The organism is Hyphomicrobium sp., from assembly GCF_019744875.1.
GTDB lineage: Bacteria > Pseudomonadota > Alphaproteobacteria > Rhizobiales > Hyphomicrobiaceae > Hyphomicrobium_C.
The window spans coordinates 1,068,384-1,084,674 of the sequence record NZ_JAIETU010000002.1 but is presented as its reverse complement, the minus strand read 5'-3'; the positions used below and the strand labels follow the sequence as shown (position 1 = coordinate 1,084,674).

The window sequence follows — 16,291 nt, the reverse complement described above, 5'->3', positions numbered from 1 at the left end:
CAACGCCCGAATTTGTCCGCTGACAAGGTTTTGGGAACGGGCGTATAAGCGCCCAAAACTTGCTGCTTCTGCAGCGCAGTGGAAGAGGCCATATCGTGGCACGGCCCAAAGCCACCGAATCCGGTGGCGATCAAGGCGAGAAATCGCACGACGCGCACTTTTGGACGCTGGTCGTGGGATCCGTCGGGGTCGTTTACGGCGATATCGGCACCAGCCCCCTCTATGCGTTTCGCGAAGCCGTCCGTGCCGCGAGCGGTGGCAGCCCCGCCAACTCAGAAGCGGTCTTCGGCGTCCTGTCGCTCATCTTCTGGGCGCTGATCCTGATCGTCACCTTGAAGTACGTAATCGTGCTTCTGCGGGCCGACAACAAAGGCGAGGGCGGCACCTTCGCGCTGATGGCGCTCGGCCAGTCGGTCGCCAAGCGAAGCTCTCCGTTGATCCTGGCGCTGGGCATCGCCGGCGCGTCGTTTTTCTATGGCGACGCCGTCATCACCCCGGCCATTTCCGTGCTGTCGGCAGTCGAAGGCCTGAAGCTTGTTTCGCCGATATTCGAGCCGTGGGTGCTGCCGATCGCGCTCGTCGTCATCGTCGGGCTCTTCGCCGTGCAGTCACACGGAACGGCGCGCGTCGCGACGTTCTTCGGACCGCTTACCATTCTCTGGTTCCTGTCGCTGGCCGTCGGCGGACTGTTGCACATCTTCGACAGTCCCGGCGTCATCGCCGCGCTCAATCCGTGGTACGGCCTCAAGTTCCTGCTGACGCACGGCCTGCTCGCATTCACCGTGCTCGGCCTCGTCTTCCTGGCCGTCACGGGCGCGGAAGCACTCTACACCGATCTCGGCCACTTCGGCCGCAAGCCGATCCAGGTCGCATGGCTCGGCTTCGTCTTTCCCTGTCTGATGCTGAACTACCTCGGCCAGGGCGCGCTCGTGCTCGCCAACGCCGAGGCGTTGGAGAACCCGTTCTACCGGCTCTATCCGGACTGGGCGCTCGCGCCGATGGTGGTCCTGGCGACCTGCGCCACGGTGGTGGCCAGCCAGGCGGTCATCACGGGCGCGTTCTCGCTTGCGCGCCAGGCCGTCCAGCTCGGGCTGCTGCCGCGCTTCGCGATCAAGCACACGTCCGAGAGCATGGCCGGCCAGATCTACCTGCCGCGCGTCAACTGGCTCTTGCTGGTAGGCGTCGTCCTGTCGGTGATCACCTTCAAGAGTTCGTCCCACCTTGCCTCCGCCTACGGCGTCTCGGTGACGGCGGCCCTCGTCATCGACACGCTGATGGCGTTCTTCGTCGTGTGGAAGTACTGGAACTGGCCGCTTTGGAAGGCGGCGGGCCTGATGGTCCCGCTGCTGCTGATCGAGCAGACGTTCTTCGCCGCCAACATCCTGAAGCTGTTCGAGGGCGCCTGGGTTCCGCTCGCCATCGCCGGTGTTCTGGCCCTCATCATGTTCACCTGGGTGCGCGGCTACCGCATCCTCCTCAAGATCACGCGCCGCAACGAAGCCGATCTCGATTGGCTGGTCCGCAAGCTCGAAGCCAAGCCGCCGGTGCGCGTCCCCGGCACGGCCGTGTTTCTGTCGTCGGATGTGAATGCCGCCCCGACGGCGCTCATGCACAACCTGAAGCACAACCGCATTCTGCACGAGCGCAACATCGTGCTCTCCATCCGCACCGAGGACACGCCGCGCGTGCCGCGTCACGAGCGCGTCGAGATCGACCGGTCGAGCGAGACGTTCATCAAGGTCGTGGCGTCCTACGGCTTCATGGAAACGCCGAGCATTCCGAAAATCATGGAAAGCTGTCGCCGCAAGGACCTCAACATCGACATGGGTGGAACGTCGTTCTTCCTGTCGCGCCGCTCACTGCGGTCTACGACGCGATCTGAAATGCCCCGCTGGCAGGAAAAGCTGTTCATCTGGCTGGCGCGAACCGCTGAGGACGCGACGACGTACTTCCAGATTCCGACCGACCGTGTGGTCGAGGTCGGAACCCAGGTCGCCATCTAGCCAGTTTGCACCTAGGCCGCGTCAGCGCGCGCTCAGGCGGCTTCTGCCTCCCGCCGGCCGATGAGCGAGGCGGGCTGTCCGAACAGGAAGCCCTGCACGCTTTCGCATCCGCGACTGCGCAGGAATTCGAACTGCGCCTGCGTTTCCACGCCCTCGGCGAGAACGGGAATCTCAAGCGCCTTGCCCAACGCCAGAACCGCGAGCATGACGGCGCGCGCCTGCGCGTCCTTCTCGATCCCGTCGATGAAGGTCTTGTCGAGCTTGATCTTGTCGAAGTTGAACGCGCGCAGCGTCGAAAGCGATGAGTAGCCGGTGCCGAAATCGTCGATGGCGACAGACACGCCGAGCGACTTGATGCGGTTCAGAACGTGAATGGCACGCTCCGGATCCTGCATCAGCGACGTCTCGGTGGTTTCGAGTTCGAGACGAGACGCGGGAAGCCCCGTTTCAGCCAGGATCTGTTCCAGAACCTCCGGCAGATCCATCTGGTGAAGCTGGATCGCGGAGAGGTTCACGGCAACGGTCAGGTGATCGTCCCAATGGGCGGCGGCCTTGCAGGCCTCACGCAACACCCACTCGCCGATCGGCATGATGAGGCCTGACTCTTCCGCGAGATGAATGAATTCGAGCGGAGACACGAACCCCCGTTCCGGGTGGCGCCACCGCAGCAGCGCCTCGTATCCGATCGTCTTCTGCGTCGCGATGTCGACCTGCACCTGATAGTGCAGCTCGAACTGGCTGCGCGAAATCGCCTCCCGGAGGTCGCCGATGAGTTTGCGCCTGTTGCGGATGACCTCGTCCATGGTCTCGGCATAGAAGCACACCGTATCGGCCAAAGACCCCTTGGCGCGATACATCGCGAGATCGGCGTTGTTCATGAGCTGGGTGGCGGTCTTGGCATGCTCGGGGAACATGGCCACGCCGATGCTTGCACCGCACACCGCGTCGGTTTGTTCGAGCCGTACTGTCGAGAACAGCGGCTTCTCGATACGCTCGGCGAATTCCAAAGCCTCCTCGCGGCTCGTCGTACGCCGGAGGGCGACGAACTCGTCTCCGCCGAGGCGCGCCAGGAACTCCCCGTCGCGAAGCACGGCGAGCATGCGTTCGGACAGCGCGCGAAGCACGGTGTCTCCAGCCGCGTGCCCGTGCAGGTCGTTCACTTCCTTGAAGCGGTTGAGATCGATGGCGAGAAGCGCGAGCTGGTTTGTGCCGCGCAGCGCTGCGATTTCGGTGTCGAGATGCTCGAGGAACGCCGCGCGGTTCGAAAGCCCCGTCAACGCGTCGGTCTTGGCGAGCGTGGCGATGCGCCGTTCCTGTTCGAGACGCGGCCGGATGTCCCGCAGCGCATAGACGCGCAGGTTGTCGCCGGCCTTGCCGGCTTCCGTGTGGACGGTGATCTCGACCGGGATTTCCTCGCCGTCCGAGTGTCTCAGGCCGCGCCGGTCGATAGCGCCGTCGACGAGCGTCATGGGATCGAAGCCGGCCGCACCCACCACCTGGCCGATGAGGGCCTGGCGCGGCGTCCCGCTCAGATGTTCGAATGCAGCATTCACCTCGGCGATCACGCCGTTCTGCGTGATGATCATGCCATCGGCGGAGCTGCTCGCGAGGTGGCGCAGGCGCGACGACGCCTGGTGGCGCATGCCCGCGTCGAGGAAGTGGCTGACCCAGACGATCCCGACGACGAGAATCGCGACGCCGGTGACGGCGAAGGCCAGCATCTCACGGGCGACGGCGCTGGTGACGGCGCCCTCGGCCGGTGCAAGCGGCGTGATGGTCATCGCCGCCATGCCGACGAAATGCAGCCCAACGACCGCTACGACAAGAAGTGCGCTCGCAAAGCGTTGGGCCTGTAGGGGCTTGGAAAGATCCACGGCCTGAAAGGCCAGCACCGAGCAGGTCATGACCCAGGCGATTGAAATCGCGAGATAGAGCGCGCTCCACGTAACCAGGGCATCGATGGAGAATGCTTCCATGCCCACGTAGTGCATCACGGCGACGCCTGCGCCGAACACCACGCCGGCCATTTCGGCCGCGCCGAAGAAGCGCTGTGCTGCAATCAGGAAGCCGGCAACGCTCGTGCACACGATCAGCACCAGCGACAACGCCGTAAGCTCGGGCTCGTAGCCGACCGCCGTATTAGGCTCGAATGCCAGCATCGCGACGAAGTGCGTGCACCAGATGCTCGATCCGGCCGCGATGCCGCCCAGCAAGGCCCACGCATGCGAGAAGCTTACGTCGCGGTCTTTTGCGCGCCGCAGCAGGCTGATGGATGTCGATGCACCGAACGCGCAGATGAGCGCGGCAAGGGAAACGAGGAAGAGGTTATGCTCTTCGACAAAACAGGTAACAATACGCATTTACGCCCGCCCAAATACATTGCGGGGAAATGCATAAGACAAAAGTCGTAAGAAACAGTTTTAACTGAACGCCGTACTTCCGGCGCAACGCCCTAGGTAGCGGCTCAGTCCTGCCGGGCGGGGGTGAGGTTGACGCTTTCGCCGCAACCGCAGGCGCCCGACTGGTTCGGATTGTTGAACACGAACGTCGAGGAAAGCTTCTCGGTCTTGTAGTCCATCTCGGTGCCGAGCAAATACAACACGGCCTGCGGGTCGACGATTACGCGCGCCCCGTCCTGCTCCACGACCTCGTCGAACTTCTCGATCTTGTCGGCCCAGGTCATGGTGTATTCCATGCCGGCACAACCACCCTTTTTCACGCCGATCTTTAGCCCGGCAATGTCTGGCCCCTTGGAGGCCATGATTGCGCGCACGCGCTCGGCCGCGCGCGGCGTGAGCGTCATCACTTTGGGGCGCGGCCGCCGCGCCGGGGGCGCGGCCTCGGAGGTCGTGAGTGGGGTCGGGGTCTGGTCGGTCATGTCTGCGCTGCTGTCCTGGTTCAAGGCCAAGAAGTCACGAGGTTGAGTTCAGGTCATAATATAGCGTGCGTCGGGCCCGTTTGCGAGATCGCCCGCCCGGGCGCGCCGGCGCCCACCCGCTGGGGCGTTGCCAGCCCTTAGAACATGTTGAGGGCCAGGCGGGCCTCGTCCGACATGCGGCTCTGGTCCCACGGGGGATCGAAGGTCAGCGTCACGGTCGTGCCGCTGACGCCCGGAACCGCGTTGATGGCGTCCTCGACCCACTTGGGCATTTCGCCGGCCACGGGACAGCCCGGCGCCGTCAGCGTCATTTCGACAGCCACCTCGCGCTCGTCGCTGATGTCGATCTTGTAGATCAGCCCAAGCTCGTAGATGTCCGAGGGGATCTCGGGATCGTAGACGGTCTTGAGCGCCGCCACGATGTCGCTCGTCAACCGGTCGATCTCTTCCGGCGGCAACGCCGAAACCTGCTCGGCCGCGTCTCCTGTGGCGGCAGGCTCCGCCTGCGGCTCGGAAGGCTCCGCTTGTAGCTTGGCGGGCTCCGCCAGCGGCTTGGCGTCGTTTGAGGTCAGGTCTGTCATGGCGGTGCCCGCCTGTCTTTCTCGCTAGATCGTCGGTTATGCGAAGAAGTCCTTCGCCCGCAGCAGCGCGGCCGCCAGCGCGTCCACCTCCGCCTTGGTATTGTACATCGCGAACGAGGCCCGGCAGGTCGCCGAAACCCCGAGCCGCTCCATCAGCGGCTGCGCGCAGTGGTGCCCGGCGCGAATGGCGATGCCGGCGCGGTCGATGATCGTCGACACGTCGTGCGGGTGAAGCCCTTCGATCGAGAACGAGACGATCGCGCCTTTGCCCTTCGCCGTGCCGTGAATGGTGAGTCCCGGGACCTCGGCGAGCCGCGCTGCGGCGTACGCCCCGATCTCGGCCTCGTGGCGCGCGATGCGGTCGCGGCCCGTCTGCATCATGTAGGAAAGCGCCGCGTTCAATCCAACCGCCTCGACGATGCCCGGCGTGCCGGCTTCGAACCGGTGCGGAGGCTTGGCGTAGGTGATCCGGTCGACCTCCACCACCTCGATCATCTCGCCGCCGCCCTGGTAGGGCGGCATCCGGTCGAGGTGCTCCTTCTTGCCGTAGAGCACGCCGATACCGGACGGCCCATAGGTCTTATGGCCGGTGAAAACGTAGAAATCCGCGTCGAGATCCTGCACGTCCACCGCCGTGTGAACGGCAGCCTGGCTGCCGTCGACGAGCACCGGAATGCCGCGAGAATGCGCGATCTCGATGACCTCCTTGATCGGCACGATGGTGCCAAGCACGTTGGACATGTGCGTCAGCGCAACGATCTTGGTCCGCGACGTCAGAAGCCGCTCGAACTCCTCGATCAGGAACTCGCCCGTGTCCGAGATCGGCGCCCACTTGAGAACCGCGCCGCGGCGCTCGCGATGGAAATGCCAGGGCACGATGTTCGAGTGGTGCTCCATGATGGAGAGCACGATCTCGTCACCCTCGCCGATCTCGATCGCGCCGAACGACGATGCCACGAGATTGATCGCATCCGTTGCATTGCGCGTGAAGATGATCTGGTCGCCCGAGGGCGCGTTGAGAAAGCGGCGTGCCGTCTCGCGCGCCTCCTCGAAGTGCTGCGTCGCCGTGTTCGAAAGGTAGTGCAGCCCGCGATGCACGTTCGCGTACTCGAAGCGGTAGGCATGATCCATCGCTTCGATGACGGACTGCGGCTTCTGGGCCGAAGCGCCGTTGTCGAGATAGACGAGCGGCTTGCCGTAGACCTCCCGATAGAGGATCGGGAAGTCCGTCCGCACGCGCTCCACGTCGAAGGCCGCGCTCGGGGCCCCACGTGCGTGCTCGCCGCCGCCGTCAATAACCCCGTCGCGGGTGCGAGTGTCGCGAGTGCCAGCCATGTCGCGCGGCTCCGTCGTCATGTGTCGGTCCTTCTCTGGTGGCGTGGGGGCGGCTTCAGGCCGCGCCAGCCTCACCGGCAAGCCACTGCTGGGCCAGCGTGCGCAACGCGTCCTGCACCTCGGCCGGTTCCGCCTTGTCGATGGCCTCGCCGGCGAAGCTCTCGATCAGCATCGCCTGCGCCGTGTGGCGGGGAATGCCGCGCGACTGCAGGTAGAACACGAGCTCGGGGTCGATCTCCGCCACCGTGCTGCCGTGTCCGCAGACCACGTCGTCGGCGTAGATCTCGAGCTCGGGCTTGCTGTCGAACTCGGCATCCGGAGACAGCATCAGCGCCTGCGCCATCTGCTTGCCGTCGGTCTTCTGCGCATCCGGCCGCACGATCACCTTGCCCTGGAACACGCCGCGCGCCTGATCGGCCAGCACGTTCTTGACGAGCTCGCGGCTCGTGCAGTGCGGCACGGCATGATCGACCACCAGCGTCACGTCCGCATGCCCGCGTCCGCGCAAAAGCTGCGCCGCGCCGAGATCGAACGACGAATGCTGGCCGCGGAAGGTCACGGAGAGGTCGTTGCGCGTCAGGCCCTCGCCGATCACCATCTGGAACGGGCGGTAGCTCGTGTTGGTGCCGAGCCGCGCCACGGTGCGGCCGAGATGGATCGAGCCTTCCCGGTTGTTGATGACGGTGACGTGCACGACCTCGGCGCCATCGCCGATGTCGAGCTGGGTCAGCGTGTTGACCTGGCGCGCCGCCTTGGGCGTCATGTGGCATTCGACGAGCACGACCTTGGCGCCCTTGCCCACGCGAACGACGTTGCGTGTCACCGTGGTGCGCGGCGCGTCATCGTTGGAGGCGAAAATGAGCGCGATCGGCGTCTCGATCTCGCGGCCAGCCGCGATGTCGAGCACAGCGCCGTCAGCGAAGAGCGCCGTATTGAGCGCGAGCGTCGCCTCGGTCACATGCTGGCTGACCTCGGAGATCTCGTTTTCGAGCCAGGCTGGCGGATGATCGGCCAGAGCAGCGAGGAAAGGACGCTCGGCGTCGGAAACCTTCGACAGGCCGTTCTCCGCCACGCCGGTTCCATCCATGAAGATCGCGAACGCCTGCGAGACGTCGAGGCCCGGCAGCGCATCGCGCACCGAAGCGGCAATCGCCTGAGGGTCGTGCGAGCCGGTCCCGGTCGCCGCGAGCGGAAACGCCTCGCGCATGGCGGCGCGCAGGTCCGTGAACTTCCATTCTTCCACGCGCCGGTGCGGCAGGCCCTCGGCCGCGAACGCGCCGATCGCCGCGCGGCGAAGCTGCTTCAGCCAGTCGCCGCCCGGTAGCCGCGGTTCGACGGACGGGAAAGCTTCCGCCAGCGCCGTCTCCGCCTTGGTCTTGAGCACCTGCACGGGCGCAGGGCGCCCGGCCGGTTGCGTCTTGAGTTGAGGGGCTGTGCTCATCGTTATGCCGCCTTGCCCTGATAGCTCGCGTAGCCGGACTTTTCGAGTTCGAGCGCCAGTTCCTTGCCGCCAGTAGCCTGGATCTTGCCGTCCGCGAGCACGTGCACCTTGTCGGGCACGATGTAGTTGAGAAGCCGCTGGTAGTGCGTGATCACCAGCATCGCGCGGTCGGGGCCGCGCAGCGCGTTGACGCCATCGGCCACGATCTTGAGCGCGTCGATGTCGAGCCCGCTGTCGGTCTCGTCGAGCACGCAGAGCGTCGGCTCGAGCACGGCCATCTGCAGGATCTCGGCGCGCTTCTTCTCGCCGCCCGAGAAGCCGACGTTCACCGGCCGCTTCAGCATGTCCATGTCGATGTTGAGCGCCTCGGCCTTGCCGCGCACGAGCTTCAGGAACTCGGGCGTGGTCAGCTCGGCCTGTCCGCGCTTCTTGCGCACCGCGTTGGCGGCCGTGCGCAGGAACGTGAGGCCCGCGACGCCGGGAATTTCCATTGGATACTGGAAAGCCAGGAACACGCCCTTCGCGGCGCGCTCGTCGGGTTCGAGATCGACCAGGCTCTCGCCGTTCCACAGCACGTCGCCGCCCGTCACTTCATATCCGGCGCGGCCCGCGAGCACATGCGCGAGCGTCGACTTGCCCGATCCGTTCGGGCCCATGATGGCGTGCACTTCGCCCTTCGGCACGGTGAGCGAAAGCCCCTTGAGGATCTCCTTGTCCTCGTCCTCGAGCTTCACCTGCAAATTCTTGATCTCAAGCATTCCAAATTACCTCTGTCGTCTTTTTGTTCGGCCTGCCGTCGGCCATCAATTCGTGTTTCCGTTCATCGTCCCGGCTGGCCGGGATCCAGATCCTTGTCGCCCCACCGCCAGGCCCAATCGCCTTCGGTCTTGACCTTGCAGAGCCAGACGAACCCGGCGGCCAGAACCGCGCTGAGCCCGAACGTGGCAACGAGGCCGGCCGTCGTCGGCTCTTCGCCGGCCAACGCCGGCGACAGCAGCCACGGCCACAGGAGAGCGAACTGCGCGAGCATGAACACGGGGATCGACGCCCATCCTTTCCAGGTCTTGGGCGCGGCTCCGTATCCGTATGTCTTCGGCTTGAACCAGTAGTCGGTCATTGGCCTACGCTCCTCTCCAAACTCGTGCCGCGCGGTCGCTGGCGTACCGCGTCGTGGCTAGCCGACGCTCCCTTCGAGTGACACGCCGATGAGCTTCTGCGTTTCCGCCATGAACTCCATCGGCAACTGCTGCAGCACGTCGCGCACGAAGCCGTTGACGACCAGCGCCACCGCCTCTTCCGCCGAAAGCCCGCGCTGTTGGCAATAGAACAGCATGTCGTCCGAGATCTTCGACGTCGTCGCCTCGTGCTCGAAATGCGCGCTCGAGTTCTTGGCTTCGATGTAAGGCACGGTGTGCGCGCCGCACTTGTCGCCGATGAGCAGCGAGTCGCAGTTCGTGAAGTTGCGCGCGCCCGTCGCCTTGCGATGCGCCGTCACGAGCCCGCGGTAGGTGTTCTGCGAGTGCCCCGCCGCGATGCCCTTCGAGATGATGCGGCTCGACGAATTCTTGCCGAGGTGGATCATCTTCGTGCCGCTGTCGACCTGCTGGCGGCCGTTCGAAATCGCGATGGAGTAGAACTCGCCGCGGCTGTTGTCGCCGCGCAGGATGCAGCTCGGATACTTCCACGTGATCGCCGAGCCGGTCTCGACCTGCGTCCACGAGATCTTCGAGTTGTGGCCACGGCAGTCGCCGCGCTTGGTGACGAAGTTATAGATGCCACCCTTCCCATCCTTGTCGCCGGGATACCAGTTCTGCACCGTCGAGTACTTGATCTCGGCGTCGTCGAGCGCGATCAGCTCCACCACCGCCGCATGAAGCTGGTTCTCGTCGCGCATCGGCGCCGTGCAGCCTTCGAGATAGGAAACGTAGGCGCCCTTCTCGGCGATGATGAGCGTGCGCTCGAACTGGCCCGTGTTCTTCTCGTTGATGCGGAAGTAGGTCGAAAGCTCCATCGGGCAGCGCACGCCCTCCGGCACGTAGACGAACGAGCCGTCGGAGAACACGGCTGCGTTGAGCGCGGCATAGAAGTTGTCGCCCTGCGGCACGACCGAGCCCAGGTACTTCTTGATCAGCTCGGGATGCTCGCGCACCGCTTCCGAGATCGAGCAGAAGATCACGCCCGCCTTGGCCAGCTCCGCCTTGAACGTCGTCACGACCGACACGCTGTCGAACACGGCGTCCACCGCCACGCGTGCGCCCTCGACGCCGGCGAGCACGGCCTGCTCCTTCAGCGGAATGCCGAGCTTCGCGTAGGTTTCGAGCAGCTCCGGATCGACCTCGTCCAGGCTCTTCGGACCCTCGGTGCCCTTCGGAGCCGCATAGTAATAGAGGTTCTCGAAGTCGATCTTGGGATAGCTGACCTTGGCCCACGACGGTTCGACCATGTTGCGCCAGCGCGCATAGGCCTCCAGCCGCCAGTCGAGCATCCACTGCGGCTCGCCCTTCTTCTCGGAGATGAAGCGGACGATATCCTCGCTGAGGCCGCGCGGCGCCTTGATCGATTCAATCTTGGTTTCGAAGCCGTACTTGTATTGATCGACGTCGATCTGCCGGACCTGGTCGATCGTCTCTTGAACTGCTGCCATTCAAACCACCTCTTGTGCGCGGCTGCCGAAGCCGCGTCGTGAACCGAACCTGCTGACTAAGCGGCGAGCGATGCGCCGCCGTGAATTTTTCGCCATGCGGAAATCAATGCCCCGATGTCGTCATCCGTCGTCTCCGGGCCGATGCTGATGCGGATGGCGCCGCGCGCCAGATCCGGCGCAAGCCCCATCGCTGCGAGAACCGTACTTTCACCGACCTTGCCGGACGAACAGGCCGAGCCTGCGCTGACCGCGACGCCCATGAGGTCGAACTTGATGACGAGCGTTTCGGCCGAAACGCCCGCGACCGCGATCGAGGACGTGTTCGGAAGTCGCCGCGCGCCCGCGCCGACGACGACGGCCTGCGGCGTCATGCGCAGCACCTCCGCTTCGAGCCGGTCGCGCAGCGCCGCCACCCGCTGGGCGGCCTTGAGATCGTCGAGGGCCGCCCGTGCCGCCGCGCCAAACCCGGCGATCGCGGCCACGTTTTCGGTGCCCGCACGCCGGCGCATTTCCTGCCCGCCGCCTGCGAGCAGCGGGGCAAGCGGCGTGTTCCCGCTGACCACGAGTGCGCCGATGCCCTTAGGCCCGCCCATCTTGTGCGCGGAAAGGCTGAGCGTCGTCGCCCCGAGCGTCGGGAAGTCGATCGGGATGCGGCCCGGCGCCTGCACCGCGTCGCAATGGATCCGCGCGCCGTGCTCGGTCGCCCAAAGCCCCGCCCGCGCGACGTCCTGGATGATGCCCGTTTCGTTGTTGGCCATCTGCAGCGCAACCAGGAGCCCGTCGCCGTGTCCGGCGGATGCGACATCCACGGAGCCGTCCTGGGCAACGGGAAGCGCCACCACTGGCAGATTTCGCGACGCCGCCACCTGCGCGGCAGGCGCACGCACCGAGTCGTGCTCGACACCCGCGAGAGCAATCCGGTCCCAGCCCTGCGAGAGCGCCCAGACGTTGGCTTCGGTAGCGCCGCTTGTGAAAACGACCTCGGCGGGGCGCGCGTTGACGAGCTGGGCGACCGCCTCGCGCGCCTCATCCACGATGGCGCGCGCGCGCCGTCCTTCGCCGTGCACGCTCGATGCATTCCCGAACACGTCGAGCGCCGCAACGATGGCGTCGCGCGCCGCCGGGCGCAGGGGCGCCGAGGCGTTGTGATCGAGATATGTGCGGCTCGCGCTCACTGCGTCGGCCCCTCCAGGTTGGCCAGGTTGGAAACGGTGCTCGAAGCGGTGTTGGAAGGCGTGGCGGAAGCCGCGGGTGAAATGTGCCGCGATGGCGTCGCGGTCTCGCGCGGAATGCCTTCGAGAACGTCGGTGAGGCTCACGCCCGCAAGAAACGATTCGATGCGGTCGCCGAGCGCCGTCCAGAGCTCATGCGTCAGGCAGCGGCTTTCGCCGAGGCATCCGGCCGCCTGGTCGCCGATGCAGCGCGTCATGCGCGTGCCTTCTTCCACCGCCGACATGATTTCGGCGACGAAGATCTCGCTAGCCGGGCGGCCGAGCTTGTAGCCGCCGTGTCGGCCGCGCACGCTGTCGACGAGACCCGCGCGCCGAAGCTTCAGGAAAAGCTGTTCCAGGTAGTCGAGCGAGATGCGCTGGCGCAACGCAACCGCGGAGAGCGGCACGGACCCGCCGTTTCCATGCTTGGCCAGATCGGCCATTGCCATCACCGCGTAGCGGCCTCTGGTATTGAGTTCCATCTCGTCACCACCGTGGCCCGGCGAGGGCTCATACTGCTTGCAACGCACCACCGGTCGTGTGCTAAGAGACGCCACACGCCGGAAAACACGGGGCCCGAAAGTCGGCCGCTTATGCGGTCTTTCTTTCGAACCGTTCTAAACTTGTAAGCGGAATATGAAAATTCCGAGCGGGGAAATCAAGCATTCTCTTGGGAACATCCGCGTGAAGTGTCGATAACGCGCACCCCGGCAGAATTTCCCCCGCTGGGCCCCATGCAACCCTTCAGATTTTGGACCCGAAGCAGGACCTATGCCCGAGCTGATCATTAATGGGCCTGCGGGCCGCATCGAAGCCCGCTACCACCATGAGCCGGCAAGCGACAGCCCGATCGCGCTCATCCTGCATCCCCACCCGCAGTTCGGCGGGACGATGAACAACCAGGTCGTCTACAGCCTCTATTACACGTTCGCGCAGCGCGGATTTTCGGTCCTGCGCTTCAACTTTCGTGGCGTCGGCCGCAGCCAGGGCTTCTGGGATGGCGGCCCGGGTGAGCTGGCGGACGCCGCCTCCGCCCTCGACTGGCTCCAGATCGTCAAGCCGGACGCGAAGTACTGCTGGATCGCCGGCGTGTCGTTCGGCACCTGGATCGCCATGCAGCTTCTGATGCGCCGCCCCGAGATCGACGGCTTCATCTGCGTCGCCCCGCCGTCCAATCTGTACGACTTCTCGTTCCTCGCCCCGTGCCCGTCGTCGGGGCTGATGGTCAACGGCGACAAGGATCGCGTCGTGCCGTCCAACTCGGTGGCCGAGCTGACCGGCAAGCTCAAGACGCAGCGCGGCATCAAGATCGACCACGAGATCATCCCCGGCGCGAACCACTTCTTCGAGAACAAGACCGACGAGCTGCAGACGTGCGTCGGCGGCTATCTCGACATGCGCCTCGCCAAGGCCATCGCCGACCGCGAGCAGCAGAAGGATCGCGAGAAGGAGCGGGAGGCCGCCCGCGAGCGCGAGCGTGAACGCGAGCGCGAGGAAGCAAGCCGCGGCGTCCCCGATACCGACGACGGTGACGACGAATAGTCTCATCCCAATGCTCGGCTAGTCTTGCCGTTGCTGACCCACTAAAAAGACCCTCGCGGCAGCCTCGCGAGGGTCTTGTGATTCCAGCCAACAATACGATCCCTTACACCGCGCGCCCCTGGGCGACCGGGAGCCTGATCGCGCTTTGCGTGCTGGTCTTTGCCTACCAGTTGACGCTCTCCGGCGCGGCCGAGGAGGCGTTTATCCGCACCTACGCTCTGGTGCCCGCGCGCTGGGATCCGATGTCGTTCGTCACCTGCATGTTCCTGCATGGCGGCGTGATGCACATCCTGTCCAACCTCTGGACCCTCTGGGTATTCGGCCCCGCGCTGGAGGACCGGTTGGGGCCTCAGCGTTTCCTTGCACTCTATTTCGCGTCGGGGCTCGCAGCGGGCCTCATGCACGTCGTCTTCAACTTCTCGTCGGCTGTTCCGACCATTGGCGCGTCGGGCGCAATCGCCGGCGTCATCGCCGCCTATGCGCGCCGCTTCCCCTACGCCTGGGTCAACATCCTGCAGCCCATCGTCATCGTGCCGGTGTTCTTCATGATGCCGGCGCTGCTGTTTGCGGGCCTCTGGTTCTTCTCGCAGATCATGCAGGCCGCCGGATCGCTCGCGCTTCCGGCGGGTGCGGGCGGCATCGCCTGGTGGGCGCACATCGGCGGCTTCGTCGCGGGATGGTTTCTCGTCCGCCGCCTCAGTCCCCCACCGAACGCAACCGAGGAAGCGACCGCCGCCGCCCACTCGGCGCTGTGGCCGTGGACGACGTGGATGCGCTGGACGCGATGGTGGTGGCGGCGCTGACGCGCACTACGCACGACTGAGAGCTCTCTAACTTTACAGCATCGTAAGTCCACAACCGCCGCGCGTGGCTTGACACGAACCGGACGCTGGCTTTGCATCGGTTTTGTGAAAGTGTGCACATCCCGGCGGAGGTGGTGCGTTGCTGGAGCGTCTACGCAGAGAAGTCGAGTGGCATTGCGCGACGGCCGCGCGCATTTTGCGCCTGACGCCGTTCTGGGTGCTTGCGGTCCCAGCCGTCGCGGCAGCCGCCATTTACAAACTGAACACCAGCCCCGCGATCGCGCCGTACCTGACCAAGGATGCGGCCGAGTTCACCTCGCCGATTATTCTGGCCGTTGCATTGACGCTCGCAACGGTGCTCGCCGCTACGCGACCGCACGTCTATTTCAAATGGCAGGCGCTCTTCGCGCTCGCGCTGTTTTTGCGTGAGCTGCATTTCACGGGCACCAACAGCGGCTTCTACATCGCCATCGTTCTGTTGCTCGGCTGGGCGTCGTATGCCCGCGAGCGGCTCGAGCCGTATTTTTCGAGCCGCGCCATCGTGACGGTGTTGACGACGATCATCTGGGTCTACTTGGTCTCAAAGACATTGGACCGTCACATGTGGGACCGCATCCTGCCGGCCGGTACGACCAACGATCTCTTCGAGGAAAATCTCGAAATCGTAGGGCACGTCCTGTTTCTGGTGCTCACCGTCGTATCGGCGTGTATCGACGGCGCAAGCCCGCCACCTCCAAGGGAGTGACGCCCTCCTGCCCGCGTATTGAGGCCAATAAATCGTCTTAGGCCTTCGCGCCCTTCGATCCGGAGAACGGCAAGGTGACGATCTTGACGACAATCGCCGTCGCCGCGCCGGCAATCAGGCCGACGACAGCCGCGCCCGATGCGCCCGCAAGCCACGCGCCCACCTCGGTGAGCACCGGCAGGATGCTGCGCACGCCATCCTGCAGCGCGTGAATGATGTGCTCGGGCTGCGAGATGCCGTACTCGTTGAGGCCGTGGACGAGAATTCCGCCGCCGACCCAGAGCATGGCGATCGTGCCGACAACGCTGAGCGCCTGCAGGAACGGCGGCATGCCGTGCACCAGCGCGCGCCCGATCGGGCCCGAAATGAAACCATTGCGGCGCGCCAGCGCCACGCCGAGGTCGTCGGCCTTGACGATCAGCGCCACCGCGCCATAAACGCCGGCAGTGACCAGCAGCGCCACGACGGTCAGCACGAGCGCTTTGCTGGTGAGGTCGGGCGCCTCGGTGTTCGCGAGCGCGATGGCCATGATCTCAGCCGAGAGAATGAAGTCGGTCCGGATGGCACCCGCCACGCGCTTGTCTTCGAGCGCTTTCGCGTCCGCGCCTTCTGCCGCGGTTTCGGCAAGCGTGGCGACCGGCGTGGCAGTCACCCAGTGCCACACCTTCTCGAAGCCCTCGTAGGCGAGATAAAGTCCGCCGAGCATGAGCAGCGGCGTGATGGCCGAGGGCAGGAAGACGCTGAGCAGCAGCGCCGCCGGCAACAGGAAGAGCATCTTGTTCTTGAGCGAGCCGAACGCGATCCGCCCGACGATCGGCAACTCGCGTTTCGCGGCGAGCCCCGTGACGTAGCGCGGTGTGACGGCCGCGTCGTCGATGACGACGCCCGCCGTCTTGGCGCCGACCTTGACGGCCTGTGCGGCGGCATCGTCGATCGTGACGGCGGTAAGCTTCGCCAGCGCGACGACGTCATCCAGAAGTGCCAGCAGGCCGCTCATGCTTTCGTTCCCCGTTGTAGGCTCGTTGCCCACGACATTGCCTTGATCCGCGCACGCGGAGCAAGCGGGCCGTGTACCGGCGACGCCGCGTGGCGGAAATTGAGGCAGAAG

Annotated in this window: 15 protein-coding genes; 4 read left to right on the top strand and 11 right to left on the bottom strand. The window is 65.2% G+C overall.

What is annotated here, in order from left to right:
• Positions 1-95: 95 nt before the first annotated feature.
• The gene (locus tag K2Y42_RS05150; protein ID WP_291149251.1) at positions 96-2,003 is read left to right on the top strand and encodes a potassium transporter Kup; all 1,908 of its coding nucleotides are present in this window, start codon (positions 96-98) and stop codon (positions 2,001-2,003) included.
• Positions 2,004-2,035: 32 nt separating this feature from the next.
• Here the strand turns inward: K2Y42_RS05150 and K2Y42_RS05145 are convergent, their stop codons facing one another.
• The 10 genes from K2Y42_RS05145 to K2Y42_RS05100 all read right to left on the bottom strand — a co-directional run bounded on the left by K2Y42_RS05145 (position 2,036) and on the right by K2Y42_RS05100 (position 12,575).
• On the bottom strand, positions 2,036-4,363 hold the full coding sequence (locus tag K2Y42_RS05145) for an EAL domain-containing protein (RefSeq protein ID WP_291149248.1): 2,328 nt from the start codon (positions 4,361-4,363) through the stop codon (positions 2,036-2,038).
• A 104-nt stretch (positions 4,364-4,467) separates the two neighbouring features.
• Entirely contained in the window at positions 4,468-4,881 is a 414-nt protein-coding gene (locus tag K2Y42_RS05140; protein ID WP_291149246.1) for an iron-sulfur cluster assembly accessory protein, read from the bottom strand.
• A 137-nt stretch (positions 4,882-5,018) separates the two neighbouring features.
• Complete coding sequence (locus K2Y42_RS05135; protein WP_291149244.1) at positions 5,019-5,462, bottom strand: SUF system Fe-S cluster assembly protein; 444 nt, start codon at positions 5,460-5,462, stop codon at positions 5,019-5,021.
• 36 nt (positions 5,463-5,498) lie between these two features.
• A complete protein-coding gene (locus K2Y42_RS05130; RefSeq protein WP_291149242.1) occupies positions 5,499-6,818 on the bottom strand; it encodes a cysteine desulfurase in 1,320 nt (439 codons plus the stop codon).
• Between the two features lie 34 nt (positions 6,819-6,852).
• Positions 6,853-8,238, bottom strand: a complete 1,386-nt coding sequence (gene sufD, locus K2Y42_RS05125) for a Fe-S cluster assembly protein SufD (protein WP_291149240.1) — start codon at positions 8,236-8,238, stop codon at positions 6,853-6,855.
• Between the two features lie 2 nt (positions 8,239-8,240).
• Entirely contained in the window at positions 8,241-8,996 is a 756-nt protein-coding gene (sufC, locus tag K2Y42_RS05120; RefSeq protein WP_291149239.1) for a Fe-S cluster assembly ATPase SufC, read from the bottom strand.
• Between the two features lie 62 nt (positions 8,997-9,058).
• The gene (locus K2Y42_RS05115; RefSeq protein ID WP_291149237.1) at positions 9,059-9,355 is read right to left on the bottom strand and encodes a hypothetical protein; all 297 of its coding nucleotides are present in this window, start codon (positions 9,353-9,355) and stop codon (positions 9,059-9,061) included.
• Between the two features lie 57 nt (positions 9,356-9,412).
• Positions 9,413-10,882 carry a Fe-S cluster assembly protein SufB gene (gene sufB, locus K2Y42_RS05110; RefSeq protein ID WP_291149235.1) on the bottom strand — a complete coding sequence of 490 codons (1,470 nt, stop codon included), beginning with the start codon at positions 10,880-10,882 and terminating at the stop codon, positions 9,413-9,415.
• Between the two features lie 56 nt (positions 10,883-10,938).
• A complete protein-coding gene (locus K2Y42_RS05105; RefSeq protein ID WP_291149232.1) occupies positions 10,939-12,057 on the bottom strand; it encodes a cysteine desulfurase family protein in 1,119 nt (372 codons plus the stop codon).
• Positions 12,054-12,575 (bottom strand): Rrf2 family transcriptional regulator, encoded by a 522-nt coding sequence (locus tag K2Y42_RS05100; protein ID WP_291149230.1) that lies wholly within the window; start codon positions 12,573-12,575, stop codon positions 12,054-12,056. Before K2Y42_RS05100 ends, K2Y42_RS05105 begins: the two co-directional genes overlap by 4 nt.
• 289 nt (positions 12,576-12,864) lie before the next feature.
• Here K2Y42_RS05100 and K2Y42_RS05095 point away from each other — a divergent pair, with 289 nt between their 5' ends.
• The 3 genes from K2Y42_RS05095 to K2Y42_RS05085 all read left to right on the top strand — a co-directional run bounded on the left by K2Y42_RS05095 (position 12,865) and on the right by K2Y42_RS05085 (position 15,183).
• Positions 12,865-13,635, top strand: coding sequence for an alpha/beta hydrolase (locus K2Y42_RS05095; protein WP_291149227.1), 771 nt, complete (start codon positions 12,865-12,867; stop codon positions 13,633-13,635).
• 77 nt (positions 13,636-13,712) lie between these two features.
• Positions 13,713-14,438 carry a rhomboid family intramembrane serine protease gene (locus K2Y42_RS05090; protein WP_291149225.1) on the top strand — a complete coding sequence of 242 codons (726 nt, stop codon included), beginning with the start codon at positions 13,713-13,715 and terminating at the stop codon, positions 14,436-14,438.
• A gap of 139 nt (positions 14,439-14,577) precedes the next feature.
• Positions 14,578-15,183, top strand: coding sequence for a hypothetical protein (locus K2Y42_RS05085; protein WP_291149223.1), 606 nt, complete (start codon positions 14,578-14,580; stop codon positions 15,181-15,183).
• Positions 15,184-15,220: 37 nt separating this feature from the next.
• Here the strand turns inward: K2Y42_RS05085 and K2Y42_RS05080 are convergent, their stop codons facing one another.
• Entirely contained in the window at positions 15,221-16,180 is a 960-nt protein-coding gene (locus K2Y42_RS05080) for a DUF808 domain-containing protein (protein ID WP_291149221.1), read from the bottom strand.
• Between the last annotated feature and the right edge of the window lie 111 nt (positions 16,181-16,291).

What these genes read in the sequence shown, in the direction of transcription:
- K2Y42_RS05140 (WP_291149246.1), bottom strand. Translation starts at nt 4,881, where the DNA reads ATGACCGACCAGACCCCGACCCCACTCACGACCTCCGAGGCCGCGCCC.
- K2Y42_RS05100 (WP_291149230.1), bottom strand. Translation starts at nt 12,575, where the DNA reads ATGGAACTCAATACCAGAGGCCGCTACGCGGTGATGGCAATGGCCGAT.
- K2Y42_RS05080 (WP_291149221.1), bottom strand. Translation starts at nt 16,180, where the DNA reads ATGAGCGGCCTGCTGGCACTTCTGGATGACGTCGTCGCGCTGGCGAAG.
- K2Y42_RS05145 (WP_291149248.1), bottom strand. Translation starts at nt 4,363, where the DNA reads ATGCGTATTGTTACCTGTTTTGTCGAAGAGCATAACCTCTTCCTCGTT.
- K2Y42_RS05135 (WP_291149244.1), bottom strand. Translation starts at nt 5,462, where the DNA reads ATGACAGACCTGACCTCAAACGACGCCAAGCCGCTGGCGGAGCCCGCC.
- K2Y42_RS05095 (WP_291149227.1), top strand. Translation starts at nt 12,865, where the DNA reads ATGCCCGAGCTGATCATTAATGGGCCTGCGGGCCGCATCGAAGCCCGC.
- sufD (WP_291149240.1), bottom strand. Translation starts at nt 8,238, where the DNA reads ATGAGCACAGCCCCTCAACTCAAGACGCAACCGGCCGGGCGCCCTGCG.
- K2Y42_RS05130 (WP_291149242.1), bottom strand. Translation starts at nt 6,818, where the DNA reads ATGACGACGGAGCCGCGCGACATGGCTGGCACTCGCGACACTCGCACC.
- K2Y42_RS05115 (WP_291149237.1), bottom strand. Translation starts at nt 9,355, where the DNA reads ATGACCGACTACTGGTTCAAGCCGAAGACATACGGATACGGAGCCGCG.
- sufB (WP_291149235.1), bottom strand. Translation starts at nt 10,882, where the DNA reads ATGGCAGCAGTTCAAGAGACGATCGACCAGGTCCGGCAGATCGACGTC.
- sufC (WP_291149239.1), bottom strand. Translation starts at nt 8,996, where the DNA reads ATGCTTGAGATCAAGAATTTGCAGGTGAAGCTCGAGGACGAGGACAAG.